This is a genomic window from Nocardia sp. NPDC058244 (genome assembly GCF_042882065.1).
Taxonomy (GTDB): Bacteria; Actinomycetota; Actinomycetes; order Mycobacteriales; family Mycobacteriaceae; genus Nocardia.
In genome coordinates this window covers 219,194-243,776 of sequence record NZ_JBHVWX010000003.1, presented here as the reverse complement: position 1 = coordinate 243,776, position 24,583 = coordinate 219,194, and the positions used below count along the sequence as shown (strand labels likewise).

General features: G+C 71.0%; 23 protein-coding genes. 17 read left to right on the top strand and 6 right to left on the bottom strand.

Annotated elements, in window-relative coordinates:
* Positions 1-34: 34 nt before the first annotated feature.
* Positions 35-913 (bottom strand): sulfurtransferase, encoded by an 879-nt coding sequence (locus ACFVW6_RS10820; RefSeq protein ID WP_378826864.1) that lies wholly within the window; start codon positions 911-913, stop codon positions 35-37.
* 174 nt (positions 914-1,087) lie between these two features.
* On the opposite strand from ACFVW6_RS10820, the gene ACFVW6_RS10815 reads away from it, so the two are divergent.
* From ACFVW6_RS10815 to fabD, 17 genes are all read left to right on the top strand, one after another.
* Positions 1,088-1,939 (top strand): SDR family NAD(P)-dependent oxidoreductase, encoded by an 852-nt coding sequence (locus tag ACFVW6_RS10815; protein WP_378826862.1) that lies wholly within the window; start codon positions 1,088-1,090, stop codon positions 1,937-1,939.
* Between the two features lie 336 nt (positions 1,940-2,275).
* Positions 2,276-3,628 (top strand): LuxR C-terminal-related transcriptional regulator, encoded by a 1,353-nt coding sequence (locus tag ACFVW6_RS10810; protein ID WP_378826860.1) that lies wholly within the window; start codon positions 2,276-2,278, stop codon positions 3,626-3,628.
* A gap of 253 nt (positions 3,629-3,881) precedes the next feature.
* Positions 3,882-5,057: an acyl-CoA dehydrogenase family protein gene (locus ACFVW6_RS10805; RefSeq protein ID WP_378826858.1), complete on the top strand. Its 1,176-nt coding sequence runs from the start codon at positions 3,882-3,884 to the stop codon at positions 5,055-5,057.
* A 29-nt stretch (positions 5,058-5,086) separates the two neighbouring features.
* Positions 5,087-6,844 (top strand): acetyl/propionyl/methylcrotonyl-CoA carboxylase subunit alpha, encoded by a 1,758-nt coding sequence (locus tag ACFVW6_RS10800; RefSeq protein WP_378826855.1) that lies wholly within the window; start codon positions 5,087-5,089, stop codon positions 6,842-6,844.
* A 20-nt stretch (positions 6,845-6,864) separates the two neighbouring features.
* Positions 6,865-8,319, top strand: a complete 1,455-nt coding sequence (locus tag ACFVW6_RS10795) for an FAD-dependent monooxygenase (protein ID WP_378826853.1) — start codon at positions 6,865-6,867, stop codon at positions 8,317-8,319.
* A 23-nt stretch (positions 8,320-8,342) separates the two neighbouring features.
* Positions 8,343-8,669 carry a TcmI family type II polyketide cyclase gene (locus ACFVW6_RS10790; protein ID WP_378826851.1) on the top strand — a complete coding sequence of 109 codons (327 nt, stop codon included), beginning with the start codon at positions 8,343-8,345 and terminating at the stop codon, positions 8,667-8,669.
* A complete protein-coding gene (locus ACFVW6_RS10785; RefSeq protein WP_378826849.1) occupies positions 8,666-9,943 on the top strand; it encodes a beta-ketoacyl-[acyl-carrier-protein] synthase family protein in 1,278 nt (425 codons plus the stop codon). Before ACFVW6_RS10790 ends, ACFVW6_RS10785 begins: the two co-directional genes overlap by 4 nt.
* Positions 9,940-11,163 (top strand): ketosynthase chain-length factor, encoded by a 1,224-nt coding sequence (locus ACFVW6_RS10780; protein ID WP_378826847.1) that lies wholly within the window; start codon positions 9,940-9,942, stop codon positions 11,161-11,163. The genes ACFVW6_RS10785 and ACFVW6_RS10780 overlap by 4 nt, the downstream gene beginning before the upstream one ends.
* 13 nt (positions 11,164-11,176) lie before the next feature.
* On the top strand, positions 11,177-11,443 hold the full coding sequence (locus tag ACFVW6_RS10775) for an acyl carrier protein (protein WP_378826845.1): 267 nt from the start codon (positions 11,177-11,179) through the stop codon (positions 11,441-11,443).
* A 31-nt stretch (positions 11,444-11,474) separates the two neighbouring features.
* Positions 11,475-12,257: a 3-oxoacyl-ACP reductase FabG gene (gene fabG, locus ACFVW6_RS10770; protein WP_378826843.1), complete on the top strand. Its 783-nt coding sequence runs from the start codon at positions 11,475-11,477 to the stop codon at positions 12,255-12,257.
* A gap of 28 nt (positions 12,258-12,285) precedes the next feature.
* Complete coding sequence (locus ACFVW6_RS10765; RefSeq protein ID WP_378826841.1) at positions 12,286-13,230, top strand: aromatase/cyclase; 945 nt, start codon at positions 12,286-12,288, stop codon at positions 13,228-13,230.
* On the top strand, positions 13,211-15,160 hold the full coding sequence (locus ACFVW6_RS10760; RefSeq protein ID WP_378826839.1) for an SDR family oxidoreductase: 1,950 nt from the start codon (positions 13,211-13,213) through the stop codon (positions 15,158-15,160). Before ACFVW6_RS10765 ends, ACFVW6_RS10760 begins: the two co-directional genes overlap by 20 nt.
* 36 nt (positions 15,161-15,196) lie before the next feature.
* Positions 15,197-16,768: an acyl-CoA carboxylase subunit beta gene (locus ACFVW6_RS10755; protein WP_378826837.1), complete on the top strand. Its 1,572-nt coding sequence runs from the start codon at positions 15,197-15,199 to the stop codon at positions 16,766-16,768.
* Positions 16,765-16,974, top strand: coding sequence for an acyl-CoA carboxylase epsilon subunit (locus ACFVW6_RS10750; RefSeq protein WP_378826835.1), 210 nt, complete (start codon positions 16,765-16,767; stop codon positions 16,972-16,974). Before ACFVW6_RS10755 ends, ACFVW6_RS10750 begins: the two co-directional genes overlap by 4 nt.
* Before the next feature lie 15 nt (positions 16,975-16,989).
* Positions 16,990-17,994, top strand: coding sequence for an LLM class flavin-dependent oxidoreductase (locus ACFVW6_RS10745; RefSeq protein WP_378826832.1), 1,005 nt, complete (start codon positions 16,990-16,992; stop codon positions 17,992-17,994).
* Entirely contained in the window at positions 17,987-19,240 is a 1,254-nt protein-coding gene (locus tag ACFVW6_RS10740) for an MFS transporter (protein ID WP_378826829.1), read from the top strand. The genes ACFVW6_RS10745 and ACFVW6_RS10740 overlap by 8 nt, the downstream gene beginning before the upstream one ends.
* Positions 19,237-20,184 carry an ACP S-malonyltransferase gene (gene fabD, locus ACFVW6_RS10735; protein ID WP_378826827.1) on the top strand — a complete coding sequence of 316 codons (948 nt, stop codon included), beginning with the start codon at positions 19,237-19,239 and terminating at the stop codon, positions 20,182-20,184. Before ACFVW6_RS10740 ends, fabD begins: the two co-directional genes overlap by 4 nt.
* On the opposite strand, the gene ACFVW6_RS10730 is transcribed toward fabD, so the two are convergent.
* The 5 genes from ACFVW6_RS10730 to ACFVW6_RS10710 are packed head-to-tail and all read right to left on the bottom strand — an operon-like array spanning position 20,181 to position 24,554.
* Complete coding sequence (locus tag ACFVW6_RS10730; RefSeq protein ID WP_378826825.1) at positions 20,181-20,924, bottom strand: class I SAM-dependent methyltransferase; 744 nt, start codon at positions 20,922-20,924, stop codon at positions 20,181-20,183. The two genes, fabD and ACFVW6_RS10730, sit on opposite strands and share 4 nt — an antisense overlap.
* Before the next feature lie 59 nt (positions 20,925-20,983).
* Positions 20,984-21,922, bottom strand: coding sequence for a PDR/VanB family oxidoreductase (locus tag ACFVW6_RS10725; protein WP_378826823.1), 939 nt, complete (start codon positions 21,920-21,922; stop codon positions 20,984-20,986).
* 12 nt (positions 21,923-21,934) lie between these two features.
* A complete protein-coding gene (locus tag ACFVW6_RS10720) occupies positions 21,935-23,227 on the bottom strand; it encodes a Rieske 2Fe-2S domain-containing protein (protein ID WP_378826821.1) in 1,293 nt (430 codons plus the stop codon).
* Positions 23,224-24,123: a TIGR03621 family F420-dependent LLM class oxidoreductase gene (locus ACFVW6_RS10715; RefSeq protein WP_378826819.1), complete on the bottom strand. Its 900-nt coding sequence runs from the start codon at positions 24,121-24,123 to the stop codon at positions 23,224-23,226. Before ACFVW6_RS10715 ends, ACFVW6_RS10720 begins: the two co-directional genes overlap by 4 nt.
* Positions 24,120-24,554, bottom strand: coding sequence for a hypothetical protein (locus ACFVW6_RS10710; protein ID WP_378826817.1), 435 nt, complete (start codon positions 24,552-24,554; stop codon positions 24,120-24,122). Before ACFVW6_RS10710 ends, ACFVW6_RS10715 begins: the two co-directional genes overlap by 4 nt.
* Positions 24,555-24,583: the final 29 nt, after the last annotated feature.

Below are 24,583 nucleotides of genomic sequence, written 5' to 3'. Positions count from 1 at the left end.
GGGAGCGAGGCGAATCACAGAGTGGTCGTGACGGTTATCGAGGGTGGTCGCCGAGGGTGAGGGGGAGGGTGGGGTCGGCGGTCCAGGCGGTGAGGGAGCCGTCGTAGACGGCGACGTCGTCGCGGCCGAGCAGGGCCAGGGCGTGGGCGACGGCGGTGGCGGCGACCCCGCCGCCGCAGTAGGTGACGGGGGTGATCGTGGAATCCAGCAGGCCCGCGGTGGCGAACAGGGTCCGGAGTTCCGCCAGGGGGCGCAGGGTGCCGGTCCGTGGGTCGCGGATCCGGTCGATCGGGAGGTTGATGCTCGCGGGGATGTGCCCGGGGCGGGCGAACACCTCGGTGTCGCCGCGGTAGACGGCGGGATCCACGACGCCGACGAGAACGGCGCCGTCGTCGTCGATGGCGGCCCGCACCTCGGCGGTGGATCGGAGGAGACCCGGCCTGCGGCGCGGGGTGAAGGTGACCGGGGCCGGCGGGACGGGGAAGCTCGAGACCTCGCCGCCCGCGGTCTGCCAGGCCGGGAGTCCGCCGTCGAGGACGGCGACGTCGTCGAAACCCTCCAGGCGCAGCTGCCACCAGAAGCGGGTGGCCCACATACCGTCGTCCTGGTCGTAGACGACGACGCGCACACCGTCACCGATGCCGAGGGCGCCCGCCGCCGCGGCGAAGCGCGCCGAATCCGGTGCGGTGACGGGCTGATCGGCCGTGGGGTCGGCGAAGTCGGTGAGCAGGTCCGCGAAGACCGCGCCGGGCACCTGCGCGGTGGCGTAGGCGGCGCGGCCCGGCTCGAGGGAGAAGGTGCCGTCGTCGTGCACGGTGAACCGGGTGCTCGCGTCCACGACGAGCAGGCCGGGCTCGCCGAGATGGTCGCGGAGCCAGGAGACGGACACGGTGTGGGGGAAGGTGAACCCCATGTGGACCTCCGATCGCGCTGGTGGGCACTGCCTCCCGAACCTAGCGACGGGCGTCGAGTGGTGGACAGAGCACCGATCGCCGTGAATGTAATCAGGTCCTCGAACTGAACTCACTGTTCCAATTCACTGTACGGTCAGGATGACATCGATGAACCGTCCCGTTAGCATCAATGTATGAAGCACATTGTTGTCGCCGGCGGGACAGACGGCCTCGGGCGGGCGGCGGCTCTCGACCGCCTGGCCAAGGGCGACACCGTTGTGGTCATCGGGCGGAACCCGGTGCGTGGCGCCGAGTTCCTGGCGGCGGCCGAGGCGCTCGGTGGCGGGGACCGTGCGCATTTCGTCGCCGCCGACCTCAGCTCGATCGCGGCCACGCGCGAGGCGATCGCGGCGGTTCGTGCGCGCGTCACCCGGCTCGACGCACTGGTGCTGTGCGCGCGGCACTACCGGTCCGAACGGCTGGTGACCGCGGAAGGATTCGAGTACACCCTGGCCCTGTTCTATCTGAGCCGCTTCGTGCTCGGCTACGACCTGCTCGACCTGCTCGCGGCCGCACCTCGGCCGCTGATCCTCAATGTGGCCGGCCCCGGCAGCGGCACCGGCCAGATCCGCTGGGGTGACCTGGGTTTCGCGCAGGGCTATCACGGCCTGCGCGCGCTGTCGCAGGGCGGTCAGCTCAACGACCTGCTGGGAATCGAGTTCGCGCGCCGTGCACCGGCCCGGGTGGCGTACGTGCTGCTGCATCCGGGCGTGGTCGACACGGGGCTGTCCGGCGACTACGACCCCGAGATGGCGGCCAGGATCGAGGCGATGCGGGCGGGCGCGCAATCGGTGGAGCGGGCGGTCGGCCCGATCCTCGACGTGCTGGACGATCCGCCGGCCGCGCCACTGACCGCGATCGTGCAGGGCAAGGTTCTCGACGTCCGCGGGCCCGCCTTCGATCCGGTCGCGGCGGCGCGGTTGTTCGACGAGACGACGACCCTGCTCGCGCGCCTGTCCCAGCCCGCAGGTGCCGTCGAGCGCTGAACCGAGAACTGCGCTCGTTCGGCTATCGGCGGGCAAAGTTCCGTCTGCAAGCACATTTGCCATTGCATCGACGATCTGGCGGCGGATTGCGTAATCGCCTGTGCGAGTATTCGATTCGGGATCGTGATCTGCAAGAGATAAGATCATGAAAATCGTATGTCGAGCGTCACTGTGAATGGCGCTGTGCCGCTGGTACTTTGAAACGAGGGTGGGAATTCTTCGCGGCTGTCGACGGCGTGGCCGCGAAAGCTTGGCTTGCTGCACCAGGGAGACTTCATGAACGATCATCCTGTGCCCTGTTCGGACGGCACGTCGCCGCCGGGCGTAGTGAATTCTATGGTGGGACGCCAGGAATTCCGGTCCATCGGGACGGCCCGGATTTCCGGATGTGCCGAGAGAACCCGATGCGATCGCCCGGAACGGACCTGGTGTGAACGTCGCGATGCCCGGCTCACCCGCACGATCGACTACCTGTCCGGCGTCGGACACACCGAGGCCCGTATCCGGTTCGGCGACGCCGACACCCTGTGCGGTGGCGTGCAGAGCATGCTGTTCGTGCACTGCGGGGTGCTGGACCGTGAAACCATCGTCCGCCGTTCGGAACTGGTGCTCGACACCGAATCCGGGCAGCCGGACGCGGGTTGCCTGTGGCTGGCGCTGCTGGCGCTGGTCTACGCGGACCGCAGCGCGGAGGCCGCCGCCTACTGCACCCGGCTGCTGTCGGCCGACCGACCCGAGGCTTCGGCGCGTGTCGTCGAGGCGCTCACCTTGATCCGCGCCAGGATCGATGCCCAGTCCGGCAGACCCGCCGCGGCGATCGAGGCGATGGGACCGCTGCTGCGGCGCGGGGTGTCGCCCTCGTTGCGGGGAATGGCGCTGGCCTGGCTGGTCGAGGCGTTCGTTCAGGTGGGTGACCTGCGTAGTGCGCGCTGTCTGTTCGAGGACCGGATGAGTGCGGTGGAAGCCATGCCCGACCACGCGCACGTGCTCGCCGCTCGCGGCGCGCTGCACCGGGCCGAGGGCGAGCTCGAGCGCAGCCTCGCGGACTATCTGGCCTGCGGAAAGGTGCTCACCGCACTGAATGTCGCCAATCCGGCGATCGTCCCGTGGCGGTCCAGGGCGGCGCTGGTCGCCACCGCGCTCGGCCGCTGTGACCTGGCGGCCGCGCTGGCCGACGACGAACTCGCGGCCGCCCGGCGCTGGGGGTCACCCGGCGCGGTGGGCCGGGCGTTGCACGCCGTCGGCATGGCCCGGCGAGACGGCGGGTCGGTCGCCACCCTCGAACGAGCCGTGGAGCTGCTCGAGCTGGCCGAGGCCCGGTACGAATTGATGGGTGCCCTGTGTGACCTGGGGCAGCTGCACGCGCTCGAAGGCGATGTGGAGCGGTCGCGGTGGGCGGTCGGCGCGGCCACCGAGCTCGCGACCGCCGCGGGCAGCAGACCGGTGCTCCAGCGGGCGGGCTCGGTGCTCGGCACCCTGGACAACCAGCACCGCGAGACCGGGTTGACCAGACAGGAACGCAAGATCGCCGGCCTGGCCCTGCGCGGCCTCAGCAACAAGGATATCGCCGAGGACCTGTTCCTCACGGTGCGGACGGTCGAGTTCCACCTGTCGAATGTGTATCGCAAACTCGGTATTCCGGGTCGGCGGCAACTGGCGGGGGTGATGAATTCGCGGGAATGCGCGTGAAGTAATGTGCGGTAGTCCAATTCCTCGGACGGTAGTCGTGTTTCGCACGGCTGCCGTCCTTCGTGCGTTTCCGGTGGAACCGAAAGCGAAGTCCCGGTAGTGATCCTGTGGTTCCCCCGGGGATATCCTACGGGTCGACCGTAGAGTCGTTCCGCAGCCCTTGAACCGCCGCCGATTCCTGTGCGAGATTTCTCGTGATCGGTGAGCAGCGTTGTCGCCGAATAATTCTCGAAATTCGGCGAGAGGAATCGATATGTCTGCCAACCCGTCCCGCGCGGAACTCGTCGAGCGTGCCGCGAAATTGGCGCCGCTGCTGCGTTCGCGGGCCCGCTGGATCGACGAGAACCGCCGGCTGCCCGAGGATGTCATCGAGGCGATCGAGGAATCCGGCCTGCTGAAGATGCAGGTGCCCGCCCAGTACGGCGGCTACGAGTCCACCACCCGCGATTTCGTCGACGTGCTCGCCGAGGTCGCCCGCGGCAACACCTCGGTGGCGTTCTGCCTCTCGATCTACGCCTCGCTGACCTGGATGTCGGCACTGTGGCCCGACGCGGCGCTCGACGAGGTGTTCGCGACGCCGAACGTGCGGATCTCGGGCACCACCGCGCCCACCGGGACCGCGACCAAGGTCGATGGCGGGTGGCTGCTCAACGGCACCTGGCGCTTCAACAGCGGTGTGCTGCACGCGCAGTGGAAGGTCACCGTGGCCCTGCCGACCGAGCCGGGCGCCGCGCCGGTGCCGATCTTCGCGCTGGTGCCGACGGCGGACCTGCGCATCATCGACGACTGGTACACCTCCGGGCTGGAGGGCTCGGGCAGCGTCTCGACGGTGGCCGAGAACGTCTTCGTGCCCGACCACCGCGTCATCACCGGGGAGGACTTCTATCAGAACCGCTCCAAGTCGGCGGTCAACGTGCTCAAGCCGCAGTACGCGGCGCCGGTGCTGGTGCCGGTCACCGCGATCCAGACCGGACAGCTGGTCGGCGCGGCCCGGGCGGCGTTGTCGGCCTTCGTCGAACGGCTCCCCGGCAGGCCGATCACCTACACCGACTATCCGAGTCAGCTCGACGCCCCGGTCACCCACCTCCAGGTCGGCGAGGCCGCGCTGCTGATCGAGGACGCCGAGGCGCGGGCGCGCACCTTCGCCGACGTGATCGACGCGAAGGCCGCCGCGAACGAGGCGTGGACCGAACAGGAACGGGTCTGGTCGCGGGTGCAGATCGGCTGGGTGGCCCATCAGGCCAAGGCCGCGGTGGAGATCCTGGCCCAGGCCAGCGGCGGCTCCTCGATCCAGCGTGACGTCCCGATCGCGCGCTTGCAGCGCGACATCCACGCGACCTCGCTGCACGCCATGATCACGCCCAGCGTGAACATCGAGCTGTACGGCCGTTCGCTGGTCGGCCTGCCGCCCAACACCGTCTACCTGTGACCGTGACGCAGCGACAGGGAGCCGAAACCATGCGCAAGGTACTCATCGCCAATCGTGGCGAGATCGCGGTCCGCGTCGTGCGGGCGTGCCGCGACGAAGGACTCACCGCGGTGGCGGTCTACGCCGAACCCGACCGGGACGCACCCCATGTCCGGCTGGCGGACGAGGCGTACGCGCTCGGCGGTGACACGCCCGCGACCAGCTATCTCGACCCGGCCAAACTGCTCGGCGCGGCGGCCGCCGCCGGGGCCGACGCGGTCCACCCCGGCTACGGATTCCTCTCCGAGGACGCCGATTTCGCGCAGGCGGTGCTCGACGCGGGACTCACCTGGATCGGTCCGCCGCCCGCCGCGATCCGCGCGCTCGGCGACAAGGTCTCGGCCCGCCACATCGCCGAGGCGGTCGGCGCTCCGCTCGTGCCCGGCACCCGTGATCCGATCGCGGGCGCGGCCGAGGCGGTGGCCTTCGCCGATCGGCACGGTCTGCCGATCGCGATCAAGGCGGCCCACGGCGGCGGCGGTCGCGGGCTGCGGGTCGTGCGCGACCGTGGCGAGATCGCCGAGCTGTTCGACGCCGCCGTGCGCGAGGCGACCGCCGCCTTCGGGCGGGGCGAATGCTTCGTCGAGCGCTACCTCGAGCAGCCGAGGCATGTCGAAACACAGTGCCTCGCCGATGCTTTCGGTCAGGTCGTGGTGGTGTCGACCCGGGACTGCTCGCTGCAGCGCCGCCATCAGAAACTGGTAGAGGAGGCGCCGGCGCCGTTCCTCACCGAGATACAGCGCGCGGAGCTGTACCGGGCGTCGAAGGCGATCCTGTCCCGGGCGGGCTATGTCGGCGCCGGCACCTGTGAATTCCTGATCGGGCGCGACGGCACGCTGTCGTTCCTCGAGGTGAACACCCGGCTGCAGGTCGAACATCCCGTGAGCGAGGAGGTCACCGGGATCGACCTGGTGCGGGAGATGTTCCGGATCGCCCGCGGCGAGGCGCTCGGCTACGACGACCCACCCGTGCGCGGGCACGCCCTGGAGTTCCGGATCAACGCCGAGGACCCAGGGCGCGGATTCCTGCCCGCGCCCGGCACGGTGAGCGCGTTCGCCGCGCCCTCGGGGCCGGGGGTGCGGGTGGATGCCGGTGTCGACCAGGGGACCGTCATCGGCCCGGCCTGGGATTCGCTGCTGGCCAAGGTGATCGTCACCGGTGCCGACCGCGAGCAGGCGCTGGCCAGGTCGCGCCGGGTGCTCGCCGAGCTCGTTGTCGACGGGCTCCCGACCACGCTGCCGTTCCACCGCGCCGTGCTCGACGACCCCGCGTTCACCACCGCGCCGTTCACCGTGCACACCCGCTGGATCGAGACCGAATTCGACAATCGCCTCGTCCCGCAGGACCTCGCGGGCGAAGCGGAACCGGAGCGGGCCAGGGAGACGGTCGTCGTGGAGATCAGCGGACGCCGGGTCGAGGTGTCCCTGCCCGCGGCCGAACGGATCGGGCCGGGTGTCGCGCCCCGCCGGACGCAAAGAGCGGCGCGCGGAGGCGGAGTTCGCGGTGCGGTCGCGTCCGACGCGCTGGTCGCGCCGATGCAGGGCACCGTCGTGAAAGTCGCTGTGGCGGAAGGTCAGTGGGTCGACGCCGGCGAGCTCGTGGCGGTGATCGAGGCCATGAAGATGGAGCAGCCGCTCACCGCGCACCGGGCGGGCACCGTGCGCGAGCTGACCGCCACCGTCGGGACGACGGTGAGCGCCGGCACCACCCTGTGCCGGCTCGACGACTCCGGAAGTCATGCGGCATGAACGGGATTCAGGAGGAAACCATGGACACTGCGGTCATCGTGGCCGGAGCGGGACCGACCGGGCTGACCCTGGCCGGGGAACTGCGGCTGGCCGGTGTCGACGTGATCGTCGTCGACCAACTGCCCGCCCGCACCGGGGAATCGCGCGGCATCGGGCTGACGCTGCGCACCGCCGAAGTGCTCGAACAGCGTGGCCTGCTGAGCCGCTTCGGCGCGCTCGAGACCGGCTCGGCCGGGCACTTCGGCGGGATCCCGCTGAACCTCGCGGTGCTCGGCGCCCCGCTGGAAGCACCGCGGACCGTGCCGCAGTCGACGACGGAAGCGGTGCTGGAGAGCTGGGCGCGGGAACTCGGCGCCGACATCCGGCGCGGGCACGAGGTCGTCGGGCTCGAAAGCGACGCCGATGGAGTCACCGTGCACCTCGACGGTCACCCGCCGCTGCGGGCGGGCTACCTCGTCGGCGCCGACGGCGGGCGCAGCGTGGTGCGCAAGGCCGCCGGGTTCGACTTTCCCGGCACCCCGGCCACCACCGAACTGCTGCTCGCCGACGTGCGCGGCGTGGAGATCGCGCCGCGGATGATCGGCCAGCAGGTGTCGGGCGGCATGGTGATCAGCGCCCGGCTGCCCGACGGCACCTACCGGATCATCGTCGGCGAACGCGGCGCCGCGCCCCGGCGGCGCAGTGGCCCACCGGATTTCGCCGAGGTCGCCGACGTGTGGAAGCGGCTGACCGACGTCGACATCTCGCACGCGGAACCGGTGTGGGTGAGCGCGTTCGGTGACGCCGCGCGCCTGGTCACCGAGTACCGCCGCGGCCGGGTCCTGCTGGCGGGCGACGCCGCCCACGTGCACCTGCCCGCGGGCGGGCAGGGCATGAACACCGGCATCCAGGACGCGGTGAACCTCGGCTGGAAGCTCGCCGCGGTGGTTCGGGGCACGGCGCCGGCGGCGCTGCTCGACACCTACCACGCGGAGCGCTACCCGGTGGGGGAGCGGCTACTGGCCAACACCAAGGCGCAGAGCCTGTTCCTGCTCGGCGGCGAGGAGGTCGGTCCGCTGCGGGAGGTCCTGCGCGAACTCGTCGCCTATCCCGAGGTGGAACGGCACCTCGCCGCGCGGGTGACCGGCCTCGACATCCGCTACAACGTGGGCCGCGGCTCCCATCCGCTGCTGGGCGCGCGGCTGCCGCGGCGCGCCCTCGCTCGCGGCGGTCAGACCACCGACACGGCCGCGCTGCTGCGGTCCGGTCGCGGCGTCCTGCTCGACTTCACCGACAACCCGGCGCTGCGCCGCCGGGCCCGGCCCTGGACCGACCGCATCGACGTGGTCACCGCCACCACCACCGAACCGATCGAGGCCGACGCCCGCACCACGGCGGTGCTGGTGCGGCCCGACGGCCATGTCGCCTGGGTCGCTCCCGGCGCCGACGACGATCTGCCGACCGCCCTGGACCGCTGGTTCGGGCCGGGCCGGTGAAGACCAGAGAGAAGGGGAAGTCAATGTTCAGCACACTGATCGTGGCCCGCATGGACCTCGCGTCCGCGGGCGATGTCGCCGGATTGTTCCGGGAATTCGACACCACCGAGTTGCCGCACCGGATGGGCACGCGCCGCCGTCAGCTGTTCCACTACCGCGGCCTGTACTTCCATCTCCAGGATTTCGACGCCGACGACGGCGGCGACCGGATCGAGGACGCCAAGACCGACGACCGCTTCGTGCGGATCAGCCAGGATCTGAAGCCGTTCATCGAGGCCTACGACCCGAAGACCTGGCGTTCCCCGGCGGACGCCATGGCGCACCGCTTCTACGACTGGAACGCGCGATGAGCGCCCAGGAACGCCGCGTGGTGATCACCGGTGTCGGTGTCACCGCCCCTGGCGGGGTCGGCACCAAGAGCTTCTGGGACCTGATCTCCAACGGCCGCACCGCGACCGGGCGCATCTCGCTGTTCGATCCGGCGCCGTTCCGCTCCCAGGTGGCCGCCGAGATCGACTTCGACCCGGAACTGCACGGCCTGACCCCGCAGGAGATCCGGCGGATGGACCGGGCGGCGCAGCTGGCGGTGGTGAGCGCCAGGGAGGCGGTCGCCGACAGCGGACTCGAATTCGACGACATCGACCCGTTCCGGACCGGTGTCACCATCGGCAGCGCGGTCGGCGCGACGATGGGGCTCGACCAGGAGTACCGCACCGTCAGCGACGGCGGGCGGCTCGAACTGGTCGACCACACCTACGCGGTGCCACACCTCTACAACTATTTCGTCCCGAGCTCGTTCGCGACCGAGGTGGCCTGGGCCGTGGGCGCGCAGGGACCGTCGACGGTGGTGTCCACCGGCTGCACCTCCGGCCTGGACGCGGTCGGCTACGCCGCGGAGGTCCTGCGGGAGGGCGGCGCCGACGTGATGATCGCCGGTGCCACGGACGCGCCGATCAGCCCGATCACCGTGGCCTGCTTCGACGCGATCAAGGCGACGACCCCGCGCAACGACGACCCCGAACACGCCTCGCGCCCGTTCGACGCCAGCCGCAACGGGTTCGTCCTCGGTGAGGGCGCCGCGGTGTTCGTGCTCGAGGAACTCGAGAGCGCGCGCAGGCGGGGAGCGAAGATCTACGCCGAACTGGCCGGCCACGCCACCCGGTCCAACGCCTTCCACATGACCGGCTTGCGTCCGGACGGCAAGGAGATGGCCGAGGCGATCCGCACGGCGCTGGGGCAGGCGCGGATCGACGGCTCCGAGGTCGACTACATCAACGCGCACGGCTCGGGCACCAAGCAGAACGACCGGCACGAGACCGCCGCGGTCAAGCGCAGTCTCGGCGACCACGCCTATCGCACGCCGATGAGCTCGATCAAGTCGATGGTCGGGCACTCGCTCGGCGCGATCGGCTCGATCGAGATCGCGGCCTCGGTGCTGGCGCTGGTCAACGACGTGGTGCCGCCGACCGCGAACCTGCACCATCCCGATCCCGAATGCGATCTGGACTATGTGCCGCTGACCGCGCGCGACCACAAGGTCGACGTGGTGCTGTCGGTGGGCAGCGGGTTCGGTGGTTTCCAGAGCGCGGTCGTGCTGGCCGATCCGTTCCGGAGCGGGCGATGACCGCCGCGGTGGTGACCGGGCTCGGTGTCGCCGCGCCGACCGGTCTGGGCCTGGACGACTACTGGCGCGCCACCCTCGCCGGGCAGACCGGGATCCGCCGGGTCACCCGGTTCGACCCCGAGTCCTATCCCGCCCGATTGGCCGGGGAGATCACCGGATTCGAGGCCGAGGAGCATCTGCCGGGCCGACTGCTGCCGCAGACCGACCGGATGACCCGGCTGGCGCTGGTGAGCGCCGACTGGGCCTTCGCCGACGCCGGGGTGCGGCCGGACGAACTGCCCGACTACGCCGCGGGCGTGATCACCGCCAGCAGTTCGGGCGGCTTCGAGTTCGGGCAGAACGAACTGCGCGCACTGTGGAGCAAGGGCGGCGAGTACGTGAGCGCCTACCAGTCCTTCGCCTGGTTCTACGCGGTCAACAGCGGGCAGATCTCCATCCGCAACGGCCTGCGCGGTCCGAGCAGCGTGGTGGTCAGCGACCAGGCGGGCGGGCTGGACGCGGTCGCCCAGGCGCGCAGGCAGATCCGGCGCGGCACCGCGCTGGTGGTGACCGGTGCGGTCGACGCCTCGATCTGCCCGTGGGGCTGGGTGGCGCAACTGGCCGGCGGTGGGCTGAGCACCGTCGACGACCCGGAACGGGCCTACCTCCCGTTCGACGCGCAGGCCGGTGGCTACGTCCCCGGCGAGGGCGGCGCGCTGCTGGTGCTCGAGGACGCCGAGCATGCCCGGCGCCGGGACGCGCCACAGATCTACGGCGAGATCGCCGGACACGCGGCGACGGTCGACCCGCGCCCCGACGGCCCGGGCGAGCCCGGACTGCGCCGGGCGATCGAACTCGCCCTCGCCGACGCGGCCGTCACCCCCGCCGAGATCGACGTCGTGTTCGCCGACGCCGCGGGCATCGCCGAGCTGGACCGGATCGAGGCCGACGCCCTGGTCGCGGTGTTCGGCGCGCGTGGCGTCCCGGTGACCGCGCCGAAAACCATGACCGGACGGCTGTATTCGGGCGCGGCGCCGCTCGATCTGGCCGCCGCCTTCCTGTCCATCCGCGACGGCGTGATCCCGCCGACCATCGGCACCGATCTCGCCGCGGACTATCCACTCGATCTGGTCGGCGAGGCCAGACAAGCCCCGGTGCGCACCGCGCTCGTGCTCGCGCGCGGCGCGGGCGGGTTCAACTCCGCCATGGTCGTGCGCGGCCCCGATCATCTTCGCCCCTGAGAAAGGAAAGCCCGTGTCGACATCCCCGTTCACCCTCGACGACCTGCGCCGCATCCTGCGCGAAGGCAGTGGCGACAGCCCCGGCCTCGACGGCGAGTTCGCCGACCTCGAATTCGAAGAGCTCGGCTACGAGTCGCTGGCGCTGCTCGAGACCACCGGCCGGATCAAGCGCGAGTTCGGCGTGACGCTCGACGACGACGCCGTCGTCGCCGTGACCACGCCGCGCGCCCTGGTCGACCTGGTCAACGAGCAGCTGCTCGAAGCGCCACAGCCCAGCTGAGCGACACCGATTGCCCGACAGGAGAACAGACATGACCAACGACGACAAGGTGGCCCTGGTCACCGGCGCCACCAGCGGCATCGGCCTGGCCTCGGCCCGTCAGCTGGCCGGGCAGGGACACCGGGTGTTCCTGTGCGCTCGCAGCAAGGAAGCCGTCGCCGACACCGTCGCGCGATTGCGGGGCGAGGGCTTCGACGTGGACGGCACCACCGCCGATGTCCGTGCGGCCGAAGACATCTCGGCGTTCGTGCGGGCCGCGGTCGACCGGTACGGCCCGGTGGACGTGCTGGTCAACAACGCGGGCCGCTCCGGCGGTGGCGTCACCGCCGACCTCACCGAGGAGCTGTGGTCCGACGTGATCGCGACCAACCTCAACAGCGTGTTCCTGACCAGCCGCGAGGTGCTGACCACCGGTGGCATGCGGGACAAGCAGCGCGGCCGCATCATCAACATCGCGTCCACGGCGGGCAAGCAGGGCGTGGTGCTCGGCGCGCCGTACTCGGCGTCCAAGCACGGCGTCGTCGGCTTTACCAAGGCACTGGGCAACGAGCTGGCCCCGACCGGGATCACCGTCAACGCGGTGTGCCCCGGGTACGTGGAAACGCCGATGGCGCAACGGGTCCGGTCCGGCTACGCGGCGGCCTACGACACCACCGAGGACGCCATCCTCACCAAGTTCCAGGCCAAGATCCCGCTCGGCCGCTACTCCACCCCCGAAGAGGTGGCCGGCCTGGTCGGCTACCTGGCGTCCGATCTGGCCGCCTCCATCACCGCGCAGGCGCTCAACGTCTGCGGCGGACTCGGCAACTTCTGAATCCGGCCGACGAGCACCAGGAGACCCCATGACGACGCAGACCACACGCGAGGTCGAGCACACCATCACCGTGGCCGCCCCGCCCGGCGAGGTGTACCGCCTGCTGGCCGAGGTGGAGAACTGGCCCCGGCTGTTCCCGCCGTCGGTGTACGTGACCCGGCTCGAACACGAGGGCAACGAGGAACGCATCCAGATCTGGGCCACCGCGAACGGGGAACCCAAGACCTGGATCTCGCGTCGTGTCCTCGACCCCGAGCAGCTGCGGATCACCTTCTGGCAGGAGGTGTCCGCGCCGCCGGTGGCGCAGATGAGCGGCACCTGGATCATCGAACCGAGCGGGGACGGCACCGCGCTGCGGCTGCTGCACTCCTACCGGGCAATCGACGACGATCCCGACGGCCTGGCGTGGATCGAGAAGGCGGTCGACGACAACAGCCGCGCCGAACTGCCCGGGCTCAAGGCCGCGGTGGAATCGGCCGTGCGGACCGCGGACCTGACCCTGTCGTTCGTCGACTCGGTCGAGATCGCCGGCGCGGCAGGCGATGTCTACGACTTCGTCAACGAGGCGGACCGGTGGACCGAGCGGCTGCCGCACGTGGCCTCGGTGCGGCTGACCGAGGACACCCCGGGTGTGCAGGTGCTGCGGATGGACACCCTGACGAAGGACGGGTCCAGCCACACCACCGAATCCGTGCGGATCTGCTTCCCCCGGGAGCGGATCGCCTACAAGCAGACCACCCTGCCCGCCCTGATGGCCCTGCACACCGGCTATTGGGAATTCCGGACCAACCCGGACGGCACGACCACCGCGTCCTCGCAGCACACGGTGATCATCGCGGAATCGCGGATCGCCGAGATCCTCGGACCCGAGGCCGGGGTGCCCGAGGCCCGGACGTTCCTGCGGGAGGCGCTCGGCGGCAACAGCCGGGCCACGCTGAACCACGCCAAGAACTATGCCGAAGCCCGACGATGACCCCGACGTCCTGATCGTCGGCGCCGGACCGGTCGGGCTCCTGCTCGCCGGTGATCTGGCCGGCGCGGGCCGGCGCGTGACGGTGGTGGAACAGCTCGCCGCGCCCACCACCGAATCGCGGGCCTCCACCCTGCACGCCCGCACCATGGACGTGCTCGCCGAGCGGGGCGTGCTCGACCGGCTCGGGCCGCTGCCCGACGGTGGCCCCGGCCACTTCGGTGGGTTGCGGCTCGACCTCACCGAAGCCGATCCGGCACATCGGTTCTCGGGCCAGTGGAAATGCCCCCAGGTCCGGCTGGAAGCGGTCTTGCAGGAGCGAGCGCTCGAGGCGGGCGCCGTGCTGCGGCGCGGACATCGGGTCACCGCCCTGACCGCACACCCCGGCTTCGTCCGGATCGAGACCGTCACCGGGGACGGTGTCCGGCACACCCACCGCGGCGCCTATCTCGTCGGGTGCGACGGAGAACGCAGCACGGTGCGCGACCTGGCCGGATTCGAGGTGGCGGGAGCCGGGGCGGCCAGGGAGATGCTGCGGGCCGACGTGGCCGGGATCGACATCCCGGCCCGCCGGTTCGAACGGCTCCCGCACGGGCTGGCGGTGTCGTCGCGCTGGCCCGACGGCAGCACCAGGGTGATGGTGCACGTCTACGGCACCGCACCACGGAGCGCCGGTGGTGAACCGGAGTTCGCCGAGATCGCCGCCGCCTGGGAGCAGGTGACCGGCGAGTCGATCGGACACGGAACGCCGCTGTGGCGCAACGTGTTCGACGACACCAGCCAGCAGGTCACCCGGTACCGGCGCGGCCGGGTCCTGCTGGCGGGCGACGCCGCCCACCGCCAGATGCCGGTCGGCGGTCAAGCCCTCAACCTCGGCCTGCAAGACGCCGCCGACCTGTCCGGCCGGCTGATCGCCAGTCGTGCCGGGGTCGAGGACGGACTCGACGGCTACCACCGCACCCGGCACGCCGTCGGCGCCCGCACCCTGACCAACATCCGCGCCCAAACCCTGCTGCTCCTGGGCGGACCGGAGGTCGATCCCGCCCGGCAGCTGTTCGCCGAGCTCCTGCGGCTCGGCGACGTCCGCTCCCATCTCGCCCGCATGATCAGCGGCCTGCCCGGTCCCGGTGACCCGGCCGCCGCACCACCCCCGTCGAAGGAGAACCTCATGAGCCTGACGAACAAGACCGCCCTGGTCACCGGATCCAGCCGTGGCATCGGTCGCGCGACCGCCCGGCAGCTCGCCGCCAAGGGCGCGCTCGTCGCCGTGCACTACGCGGGCAACGAGGCCGCCGCGCGCGAGACGGTCGAACTCATCGAAACCGACGGTGGCCGTGCCTTTCCCGTCCGCGCCGACCTGGGCGAGGCGGGGGGCGTGCACGAGTTGTTCCTCGGCCTGGAACAGGGACTCAAGGATCGCACCGGCGAGACCACCCTCGACATCCTGGTCAACAACGCCGGGATCACCACGCCGGCCGGCGTCCTCCCCGAGGACGTGACGCCCGAGGACTTCGACCGGCTCTTCGCGGTCAACGTCCGGGCGCCGTTCTTCATCGTGCAGCGCGCTCTCGGACTGCTGCCCGAAGGCGGGCGAATCGTCAACATCTCCTCCGGCCTGACCCGGTTCGCCAGCCCCGACCAGGTGGCCTACTCGATGACCAAGGGCGCGGTGGAACAGATCACGTTGCACTTCGCCCGCCACCTGGCGCCGCGCGGGATCACCGTCAACACCGTCGCGCCCGGCATCACCGACAACGGCAGCGCCGTGTTCGACATCCCGGAGGCGGTCGAGCAGATGGCCCAGTTCTCGGCGTTCAAACGCGTCGGCGCGGCGGTCGACGTCGCCGATGTCGTCACCTTCCTCGCCACCGACGAGGCCCGGTGGATCACCGGCGCCTTCCTCGACGCCACCGGCGGAACGCTGCTCGGCTGAGCGCACGGCCCCGGCCGAGACCCACCAGGAGATCCGATGACGACAGTGCACGAACCCACCGGGTACACCGACCGGCTCGACGAACTCGATGCCGTCAAACGCGCCGCCCGGCTCGGCCCCGATCCGGCGGCCACCGAACGACAGCACGCCAAGGGCAAACTCACCGCCCGCGAACGCGTCGACCTGCTCCTCGACCCCGGCTCGTTCGTCGAGGTGGAGCCGCTGCGCAGGCACCGGGCCACCGGCTTCGGGCTGGAAGCGCGGCGGCCCTACACCGACGGCGTGATCACCGGCTGGGGGACCGTCGACGCGCGCACGGTCTTCGTCTACGCGGGCGATTTCCGCGTCTTCGGCGGTGCGCTGGGCGAGGCGCACGCCCAGAAGATCCACAAGATCATGGACATGGCCGTCGCGGCGGGCGCGCCGCTGGTCTCGCTCAACGACGGTGCGGGCGCCCGCATCCAGGAGGGCGTGACCGCGCTGGCCGGCTACGGCGGGATCTTCCGCCGCAATACCCGGGCCTCGGGGGTGATCCCGCAGATCAGCGTGATGCTCGGCCCGTGCGCGGGCGGTGCCGCGTACTCGCCCGCGCTCACCGATTTCGTGTTCGTGGTGCGCGACATCGCCCAGATGTTCATCACCGGGCCCGATGTGGTGCGCACCGTGACCGGCGAGCAGGTGACCCACGACGAACTCGGCGGCGCCGACATCCACGCGTCGGTGTCAGGGGTCGCGCACTTCGTCTACGACGACGAACAGTCGTGCCTGTCCGACGTGCGCGCGCTGCTGGCGATGCTGCCCGCCAACAACCGGGAGCTGCCGCCGGTGGCGTTCACCGCCGATCCCGCCGACCGGCAGACCACGGCACTGACCGAGCTGGTGCCACTGGACGGCAACCGCCCCTACGACATTCGCGAGGTACTGGCCGAAATCGTCGACGACGGTGACTATTTCGAAGTCCAGGCCACCTGGGCGACGAACCTGGTGTGCGCGCTGGCCCGGCTCGACGGACAGGTGGTCGGCGTGGTGGCCAGCCAGCCGATGAGCCTGGCCGGGGTGCTCGACATCGACGCCAGCGAGAAGGGCGCACGGTTCGTCCAGTTCTGCGACGCCTTCAACATCCCACTGCTGACACTGGTCGACGTGCCGGGATTCCTCCCGGGCGTCGGGCAGGAACACGCGGGCATCATCCGCCGTGGCGCGAAACTGCTCTACGCCTACTGCAACGCGACGGTGCCGCGCGTCTCGCTGGTGCTGCGCAAGTCCTACGGCGGCGCTTATATCGTGATGGACTCGCTGTCGATCGGTACCGACCTGGCCCTGGCCTGGCCGACCAACGAGATCGCCGTGATGGGTGCCGAGGCCGCCGCCGACGTGGTGTTCCGGCGCGAGATCGCGGCGTCGGCCGATCCCGCGGCCACCCGGGACCGCAAGATCGCCGAGTACCGCGACGAACTCGTGCACCCCTACTACGCGGCCGAGCGCGGCCTCATCGACGACGTGATCGACCCGCGCGACACCCGGGGGGTGCTGATCCGCGCCTTCGCCATGCTGGCGGGCAAGGACACCGATCTGCCCCGCCGCAAGCACGGGAACCCGCCGCAATGAGCGCCGCGCACCCGGTGCCCTTCCTGCGCGTCGAGAAGGGCAGCGCCGACCCGGACGAACTCGGCGCCCTGCTCCTGCTGCTGCTCGCCCGGCGCCGCGCCGCCGCCGAACCACCGGCCCCCGCCCGGCCCGTCGCCCGCTGGCGGCGCCTGGAACGCCGGCCCGCCTTCACCGACCCCCGCGCGTGGACCGGATCCACCCGCTGACGAACGGAACCCGAAATGGACGTCGGACTGCTTTTCGATCTGCGCAACCCCGCCCAGTGGCAGCGGCCGTGGGCCGACCACTACGCCCGCACCCTCGAGTTCTGTGAGGAGGCCGACCGGCGCGGTGCCGGCGGGGTCTGGTTCACCGAGCACCACCTCTTCGAGGACGGTTACCTGCCGCAACCGCTCACTTTCGCCGCCGCCGCGGCGGCCAGGACGAAGCGGGTACGCATCGGCACCGCTGTAGTGCTGCCCGCCTTGCGCAAGCCTGCCCAGCTCGCCGAGGAGGCGGCGCTGGTCGATCTGATCAGCGGCGGTCGGCTCGAGCTCGGCCTGGGTGCCGGCTATCGCGTGCCCGAATACCGGCTCTTCGACACCGATTTCGGCCGTCGCTTCGCTCGCACCGGCGAGACCATCGCCGAGATCCAGCGGCTCTGGGCCACCGGCGGCATCACCCCGGGACCGATCCAGGACCCGGTGCCGCTGTGGGGTGGGTTCTACGGTCCGCGTGGCGCTCGGCTGGCCGGGCGGCTCGGCATCGGGTTCCTGCACATCTCGCACGCCCTGTTCCCGCAGTACCGCGAGGGACTGATCGAGGGCGGGCACGACCCCGAGACCGCCCGGGTCTCGGACCTGCTGCCGATCCTGCTGGCCGACGACCCCGAGGCCGCCTGGGAACGGGTGGCCCCGCACCTCGCCCATCAGATGAACTCCTACCGGCAGCTCTCGGTGGCGGGCACCGACGCCCCGGTGCCCCCGGCCCTGGAACTCGACCAGCTGCGGCAGCGCCCCGAGGACGGTTCCTTCGGCCTGCTCGAAATCCTCACGCCCGAACAGGCCGCCGCGCGGATCCACGACCGGGTCGCCGGACTGCCGGTGCGGCACCTGATCTTCTGGGCCAGCATCGCCGGCATGCCCGACGACCTGGTGACCCGGCACATCGAGCTGGTCAGCGAGCAGCTGCCGCCGTTGCTGGACAAGCAGTTCCAGCTCGCCACCCAGCACAACGGCCATGGCTGAGCCCGAACCGCCGCGCTGGGACCGGCGCCGCTGGGCACTGCTGCTGGTGCTGTCGGGGAACATGATCCTCGACGCGATCGAGGGCTCGATCCTGGTGCCTGCGTTCGGGGTGCTGACCAGCGAACTGGGCCGGTCGGCGTGGGAGACCCAGTGGCTGTTGGCCGGTTTCGCCGCCGGTTTCGCGGCGCTGCTGCCGGCCGGGCCCGCCCTGGCCGCCCGATTCGGCCGCAAGCGAGTCTATCTGGCCGCGATGGCGTTGTTCGCCCTCGCCTCGGTGGTCGGCGGGCTCACCGACGACCTGACCCTGCTCGTCGCGACGCGGGTGGTGAAGGGCGCCGCCGCCGCGCTGACCGCACCCGCCGGTCTGGCGGTGATCGCCGCGGAGTTCCCCGCGGGTGCCCAGCAGCGCCGGGCGATCTCGGTCTACGCGGTGTTCGGGGCAGCCGGATTCACCACCGGCCTGCTGCTCTCCGGCGGGCTCGCGGCACTGAACTGGCACCTGCTGTTCGTGTTTCCCGCGCCGGTCGCGATGGTGCTGCTGATCGCCGCGGGACGGGTGATCCCCGACGCGCCGGTGGGTGCGCCACCTCGGCTGTCGAAGGCATTGGTGCGCAACGGTTCCCTGGTGCGGTCCGCGCTCGGCGCGGCGGCACTCAACGGCGGCTATCTCGCCCTGCTGGTGGTGTTCGCCGTGCAGCTGCACGAGGTGCTCGGCTGGGCGCCGTGGCAGATCGCGCTCGGCCTGCTACCCGCGAGTGTGCCGCTGGCGGTATCGGTTCCGTTCGCGGGACGCTACGTCGCGCGGTTCGGCACTGCACCGTTGATCCTCGCCGGCGCGGTGGCGACCCTGGCCGGTCACCTGCTGCTGGTCGCCCGGCCCGACATCCGCGGCTACACCGGCGATGTGCTGCCGGTGCTGCTGCTGATCGAGGCGGGCTTCGTGCTGTCGTTCGCGGCACTGAACATGCAGTCGACCGCGACCGTGCCCGCCGACCTCCGCCCGATCGCGGTGCCGCTCTACCAGACCGGGGTCCAGCTCGGTGCCGCGCTGGTAGTGCCGATCGCGGTCGGGATCGCGGTCGCCGCCGATGCCTACCGTCCGGCGGCGGCCGTGATCGCGGCCGCGGGCCTGCTCGCGGTGCTCGCGGCGAGTGCGGAATTCCGCGCCACCCGCCGTCGTACCGCCGAACCCGGCGAAAGCCGTTCCCTGACAACCACAGTCGAACCCGAGAGGTCCCCGTCATGACCGCAGACGTTTTCCTCCGCGAACAACCCGACGAGCTGCGCACCGGCAGACGAACCCTGGCCCTGTTCCCCGGCCAGGGCTCCCAACGGCCCGGAATGGCCGCCTGGATCACCGACCACCCGGCGGCCGCGGAGGTCTTCCGCAGGGCCGACGACATCCTCGGCCTCCCGCTGACCCGGCTGTGTGTCGAGGGCACCGCCGAACAACTGCGGGCCACCGATGTCGCCCAGCCCGCCATCGTCGCCACCAGCCTCGCGCTCAGCGCCGTCCGCGCCGAGCAGGGCCTGCCCCCGGCGGCCGTCGCGGGACACAGCCTGGGCGAGTTCACCGCCCTCGCCGTCGCCGGTGTGCTCGACCAGGACACCGTGCTGCGCCTGGTGCGCCGCCGCGGCGAACTCATGGCGGAGGTCTCGAACCGCTACGACGGCGCGATGAGCGCGGTCATCGGGCTGCCCGCCGAGCGCGTCGACACCCTGTGCGCCCAGGTGACCTCGGGGGTCGTCGGCGTGGCCAACTACAACCAGCCCACCCAGACCGTGGTCTCGGGCGCCGCCGCGGCGGTGGCCGACCTCGAGGACCTGGCCCGCGCCGCCGGCGCCGCGAAAGTGGTGCGGCTCGAGGTCGCCGGCGCGTTCCATTCCCCCCTGATGGCCGAGATCGCCGACGAATTCGGCACCGAGCTCGACCGCTGTGCCGTCCACGCACCGCGCATCCCGGTCCTGAGCGCCGTCACCGCCGACTACGTCGCCGACCCCACCGAGATCCGCACGCTCCTGCGCGGCCAGCTCCTCGCCCCGGTCCGCTGGGTGGACACCGTCGAGCGCGCCGTCGCGGACGGCTACGACGAACTGGTCGAGCTGGGCCCGGGCCAGGTACTGACCGGCTTCTCCCGCCGCATCGCCCCCGACCTCACGTCGACGGCGATCTCGACGCCGGCGGGCTAGCCGCGGTGTCGGTCCGGCGGTGTGCGCCAGACCGACACATGGCTCTCGCTGTCGTTGGTGAACGGCGTGCCGAGCCAGTCCGCACAGCGCCGCTCCGGCGACAGTCCGGCCAGCTGGGCCATCAGATCGCACTCGGCGGGCCAGGCGTAGCGGAAGTCACTGTGGCCGTAGGTCACCGTGCTGTCGGGATGGCGTCGGTAGTGGTGGGAGGTGCCCCGCTGGGTGCTCAGGTCGTAGGTGTCGAATCCGGTGTGGTGACTGCCCACATGGAACGGCACCGCGGCCTGACCCGGCGGGAACCGCCGGATGCCGGGCACCCACAGTTCGATGACGAACCTGCCGCCGGGGGCGAGATGCCGTGCGGCATTGCGGAAGCACTCGACCTGCTCGGCTTGGGTCAGCAGGTTGCCGAGGCCGTTCCACACCAGGTACACCAGGGCGAATTCGCCCGGTATCCGGCTCGTGGTCATGTCACCGACGACCACCGGGAGGTCGGGGCGCTTGCGGTGGAGCTGGTCGACCATGGGCGCGGACAGTTCGATTCCGTGCACGTCGACGCCCCGCTCGAGCAGGGGGATCGCGACCCGGCCGGTGCCGATGGCGAACTCCAGCGCGGCACCGCCGTCGGCCGCGTCCGCCAGGAACCGCACCGCCGGATCGAGGACCTCGGGTGCGAACATGAAGGCCGAGTCGCGGTCGTATCGCTCGGCCTTCGCGGCATCCCACACCTCGCTGCTCACCACACCGGCAACCCTTCCCGGGGGGACCGGTCGCCCGCCACTCCTTTTTCGCGGCGTGCTCACAGGTCCAGGTCGAGAACGGGGGAGTGGGACCGGGACGAGCAGGTCGTGAACATGCCCTCGGCCCGTTCGCCGTCGGTGAGCACATCGTCGCGATGGTCGGGATCGCCGGCGAGCACGCGCACGACACACTCGCCACAGATGCCCTGCTGACACGAGAAGGGAGCGTCGACACCGTTGTCCAGCAGGACATCGAGCACGCTCCGGTCCTCGGCGACCGGGTATTCGGCGCCCGTGGAGGCCACCCGGACGACGAATCCGGTCGCCTCGGCCCCGGCCGGTGCGGCGAGATCGGTGCCGAAACGTTCGGTGCGCAGGGCCTGGCGCGGCCAGCCGAGCGCCTCGGCCTTGCCGAGCACGTAGTCCATGAACCCGTCCGGCCCGCAGACATAGACCGCCGTCCCCGGCCGCGGATCGCCCAGATCACGGGCCACATCGAGCGCGGTGTGTTCGTTGTCGATGTGGAAGCTGACCCGGGGATTGCCGGTCAGCTCGTCCAGAAAGGCTGCGCGAGAACGGCTCCGGGCGCTGTAGTGCAGCACGTAGTCGGCGCCCGCCCGGTCGAGCTCGGCCCGCATGGCGAGCAGCGGCGTGATCCCGATCCCGCCTGCGATCAGCACCTGACGCTTAGCTGCCACCAGGGGAAAGTGGTTGCGCGGAGCGGAGATCCGCACCCGATCACCCACTGCCAGCGAATGCATCGCTCGCGACCCGCCGCGCGAGTTCGCCACGCGCAGCACGGCCAGCCGATACCGGCCCGGCCCGGGCGTTCCGCACAGCGAGTACTGGCGGACCGTCCCGGAACCGAGCTGGACATCGATATGGGATCCGGCGGTGTACGAGGGGAATTCGGCACCGTCGACCGGGGCGAGCTCGAGCACCACGATGTCGGGCGTCACCAGGGTGCGGGCGCGTACTTCCGCGTCGGTCCAGGTCATCGCGTGCCCCGGTCAGACACCGGCCACCGGTACCGCCGACGCGGACGCCTCCGGCGTGGCCTCGGCGAGAGTGAACAGTCCGGCCTGGGTGTCCCGGACCGGTTCCTCGACCAGACTCACGCCCTGGGGATCGCGACCCGCCTCCACATCGTCGATCATGGTCCGTAACAGCCTGCGCAACAGCACCACACCGCGATCGGTGGTCGCCAGGGTTTCCTCGGAGTGCAGGGCGACCGGGCCCTGGGAGGTCATGATCTCACCGTCACCGGGGAACCGCCGACGTTCCTCGTCGCTCAGCTCCCAGGGGTTCTTGCCGTCCTGGGTGATGCCGAACAGGAACCGTTGCACGCGGCCGGGATCGCGCGCGCGGATGGAGAAGAACGCGCGATGCCGGGTGTCGTCGATCGGCACGGCCCAGATCACCATGTCGGCCTTGGTATCCGGGGTCAGCTCCACCCAGTCCGGCAGCACCGTGGCATTGGGCAGGTGCAGTTCGGCGCCCCAGATCCGCTCGGCCCGCACGCCGTCGCGTTCCCGGTCCAGGAACCGGACACCGTACTTGGCCCCGAACTCGGTGCGGTCGTAGCTGACCCGGCCCGGCAGGGTGGACGGATCGAAGAAGTCCTCGGGGAAGCCGGTCGTTCCCGTGCCGAGGAACTGGTAGCCGCTGTGCTGGGAGTGCAGCCAGTTGATGTGCACCGGATCGATCGTGTTCTCGTAGATCAGCAGCCAGTGGAAGTCCTGCTCGGCGCCGGTCACCGACACCCCGGGAAACGGCCACTCGGCGAAGTACTGCTCGCCCTCGGCGAGATCCTCGAGCACGTCGTAGCGGGGCAGCGCCGGTTTGCGGTCGGGCGGGCCCAGGTACGCGAACACCAGCCCGTAGCGCTCCTCGACCGGATACCACGGCTGCCGGGCGGCGTCCCGGCGCCGGCCGCGATCGGGCTCGCACGCCTGCTCCAGGCAGCGGCCCTGCACGTCGAACTTCCAGCCGTGATAGCCGCAGCGCAGGCCGTCGTCCTCGATCCGGCCGAAGAACAGGCTGGCGCCCCGGTGCGCGCACCGCTCGAACACCACGCCCGCCCTGCCCTGCCCGTCGCGGAAGACGACCAGGTCCTCGCCGAGGATCCGGGTGCGATGCGGTGCGTCGGCGGTGAGGGTGGCCGAGGTGGCGATCGGATGCCAGTAGCGGCGCAGCGCCTCGCCCATCGGCGTGCCGGGCCCGACCTCGGTCAGCCGCTTGTCATAGGACGGGGCCTCGCGGCCGTAGCCGGTGCCGGTGTCCACCGTGGTGCGGTCGGTCATGGTGTCGTCCTCCGGATTTCCTGGATGATCGGGGCGAAGGACTCCATCTCGGGTTCGAGCACGGTGTAGTAGGTCAGGCCGAGGGTCTTGCGCCGCTCGCGCAGGGTGTCGGCGTTCTCCTCGGGCGTGCCGAACAGCAGCGACGGCAGCGCCTCCAGCTCCGCGGGCGTGAGGTCGAGGTGGTTCTGCCAGACGTCGGTGACGCCGTCGGTCGCGCCTCGTGGCAGCACCTTGTGGACGGGAATGTTGAACTCCACCTGGTCGATCCGATCGCCGAGCAGCCCGCGCACGTACTCGATCCGGTCGGTGACCTCGGTGATGCCGCCCAGTTTCAGCCCGTCGCCGTCGCGGACCTCGGTGGTGCCGGTGAAGGCGATGATGTCGGCGTGCGCGGCGGCCAGTTTCAGCAGCCGGGGTCCGCGCCCGGCGATCAGGATCGGCGGTCCGTCGGGCTGTTCGAACCGGGCGTAATTGTCGAGCTCGGCTCGCGGCTTGCGGAACTCGGCGACTGTCCGCTCCAGCTGGGAAACCCGTTCGCCCGCACCGGGAAACGGGATTCCGGCCGCGTCGAACTGCGCGCGGTCGTAGCCGGCGCCTAGTCCCAGCTCGACCCGGCCGCCGGAGTACCGGTCCACCGTCGCGAGATCGCGGGCCAGCACGGTGGGGTGATAGAAGGCGGTGTTGAACACCAGCGTGCCGATCCGGATCCGTTCGGTGGCCTCGGCGGCCAGCAGCAGCGTCGGGATCGGGGCGGGCATGCCGAGATGGTCCGACACCGAGATGACGTCGTAGCCCAGCTCCTCGGCCGCGCGCACCTTGGCGACCCACTCCGCGCGCGTGGACGGGGTGAAGACACAGAGGCCGAAGCGGAACGGCCGATCGTGCGGGGAGGTCATGACGCCTCCTCGGTGGCGATGTTGTCGGCGATTTTCGCCAGCACGGCGTTCGCGGCGAGGAACTCCTCCTCGGTGATGCCACGCAGTGACTCGGCGGCGTGCGCGTTCACCAGGGTCTCGGCGCGCTCGTGCGCGGCCTCGCCCGCGACGGTCAGCCGCAGCGCCGGACCCGTGCTCTCCACCCAGCCGCGGCCGGTGAAGTCGTCGACGATCGGCTGATAAGTGTGCGCGCCGTCGGCGAGGAGGAACGGCGCGAACGCCTCGTCGAGTTCGGCGACGCTACCCAGCCCGATCTGCAGGGCATGCAGGATCTGCCAGTCGCGGCGGGTGAGCTTCTCTTCGCGCAGCAGCGTCCCGGTGGCCGCGTCGAATTGCTGGTGCAGGTGCAGCAGCCAGTAGCCGATGCGCTTGGTGGTGTTCTTCTGGAGCATGACGAGCCTCTCTGTTGTTCCGGCGCCCG

Coding starts and splice junctions, on each gene's coding strand:
- fabG (WP_378826843.1), top strand. CDS start 11,475: ATGACCAACGACGACAAGGTGGCCCTGGTCACCGGCGCCACCAGCGGC.
- ACFVW6_RS10815 (WP_378826862.1), top strand. CDS start 1,088: ATGAAGCACATTGTTGTCGCCGGCGGGACAGACGGCCTCGGGCGGGCG.
- ACFVW6_RS10710 (WP_378826817.1), bottom strand. CDS start 24,554: ATGCTCCAGAAGAACACCACCAAGCGCATCGGCTACTGGCTGCTGCAC.
- ACFVW6_RS10795 (WP_378826853.1), top strand. CDS start 6,865: ATGGACACTGCGGTCATCGTGGCCGGAGCGGGACCGACCGGGCTGACC.
- ACFVW6_RS10725 (WP_378826823.1), bottom strand. CDS start 21,922: ATGACCTGGACCGACGCGGAAGTACGCGCCCGCACCCTGGTGACGCCC.
- ACFVW6_RS10780 (WP_378826847.1), top strand. CDS start 9,940: ATGACCGCCGCGGTGGTGACCGGGCTCGGTGTCGCCGCGCCGACCGGT.
- ACFVW6_RS10760 (WP_378826839.1), top strand. CDS start 13,211: ATGCCGAAGCCCGACGATGACCCCGACGTCCTGATCGTCGGCGCCGGA.
- ACFVW6_RS10740 (WP_378826829.1), top strand. CDS start 17,987: ATGGCTGAGCCCGAACCGCCGCGCTGGGACCGGCGCCGCTGGGCACTG.
- ACFVW6_RS10810 (WP_378826860.1), top strand. CDS start 2,276: ATGGTGGGACGCCAGGAATTCCGGTCCATCGGGACGGCCCGGATTTCC.
- ACFVW6_RS10805 (WP_378826858.1), top strand. CDS start 3,882: ATGTCTGCCAACCCGTCCCGCGCGGAACTCGTCGAGCGTGCCGCGAAA.
- ACFVW6_RS10800 (WP_378826855.1), top strand. CDS start 5,087: ATGCGCAAGGTACTCATCGCCAATCGTGGCGAGATCGCGGTCCGCGTC.
- ACFVW6_RS10820 (WP_378826864.1), bottom strand. CDS start 913: ATGGGGTTCACCTTCCCCCACACCGTGTCCGTCTCCTGGCTCCGCGAC.
- ACFVW6_RS10765 (WP_378826841.1), top strand. CDS start 12,286: ATGACGACGCAGACCACACGCGAGGTCGAGCACACCATCACCGTGGCC.
- ACFVW6_RS10790 (WP_378826851.1), top strand. CDS start 8,343: ATGTTCAGCACACTGATCGTGGCCCGCATGGACCTCGCGTCCGCGGGC.
- fabD (WP_378826827.1), top strand. CDS start 19,237: ATGACCGCAGACGTTTTCCTCCGCGAACAACCCGACGAGCTGCGCACC.
- ACFVW6_RS10745 (WP_378826832.1), top strand. CDS start 16,990: ATGGACGTCGGACTGCTTTTCGATCTGCGCAACCCCGCCCAGTGGCAG.
- ACFVW6_RS10720 (WP_378826821.1), bottom strand. CDS start 23,227: ATGACCGACCGCACCACGGTGGACACCGGCACCGGCTACGGCCGCGAG.
- ACFVW6_RS10785 (WP_378826849.1), top strand. CDS start 8,666: ATGAGCGCCCAGGAACGCCGCGTGGTGATCACCGGTGTCGGTGTCACC.
- ACFVW6_RS10755 (WP_378826837.1), top strand. CDS start 15,197: ATGACGACAGTGCACGAACCCACCGGGTACACCGACCGGCTCGACGAA.
- ACFVW6_RS10750 (WP_378826835.1), top strand. CDS start 16,765: ATGAGCGCCGCGCACCCGGTGCCCTTCCTGCGCGTCGAGAAGGGCAGC.
- ACFVW6_RS10715 (WP_378826819.1), bottom strand. CDS start 24,123: ATGACCTCCCCGCACGATCGGCCGTTCCGCTTCGGCCTCTGTGTCTTC.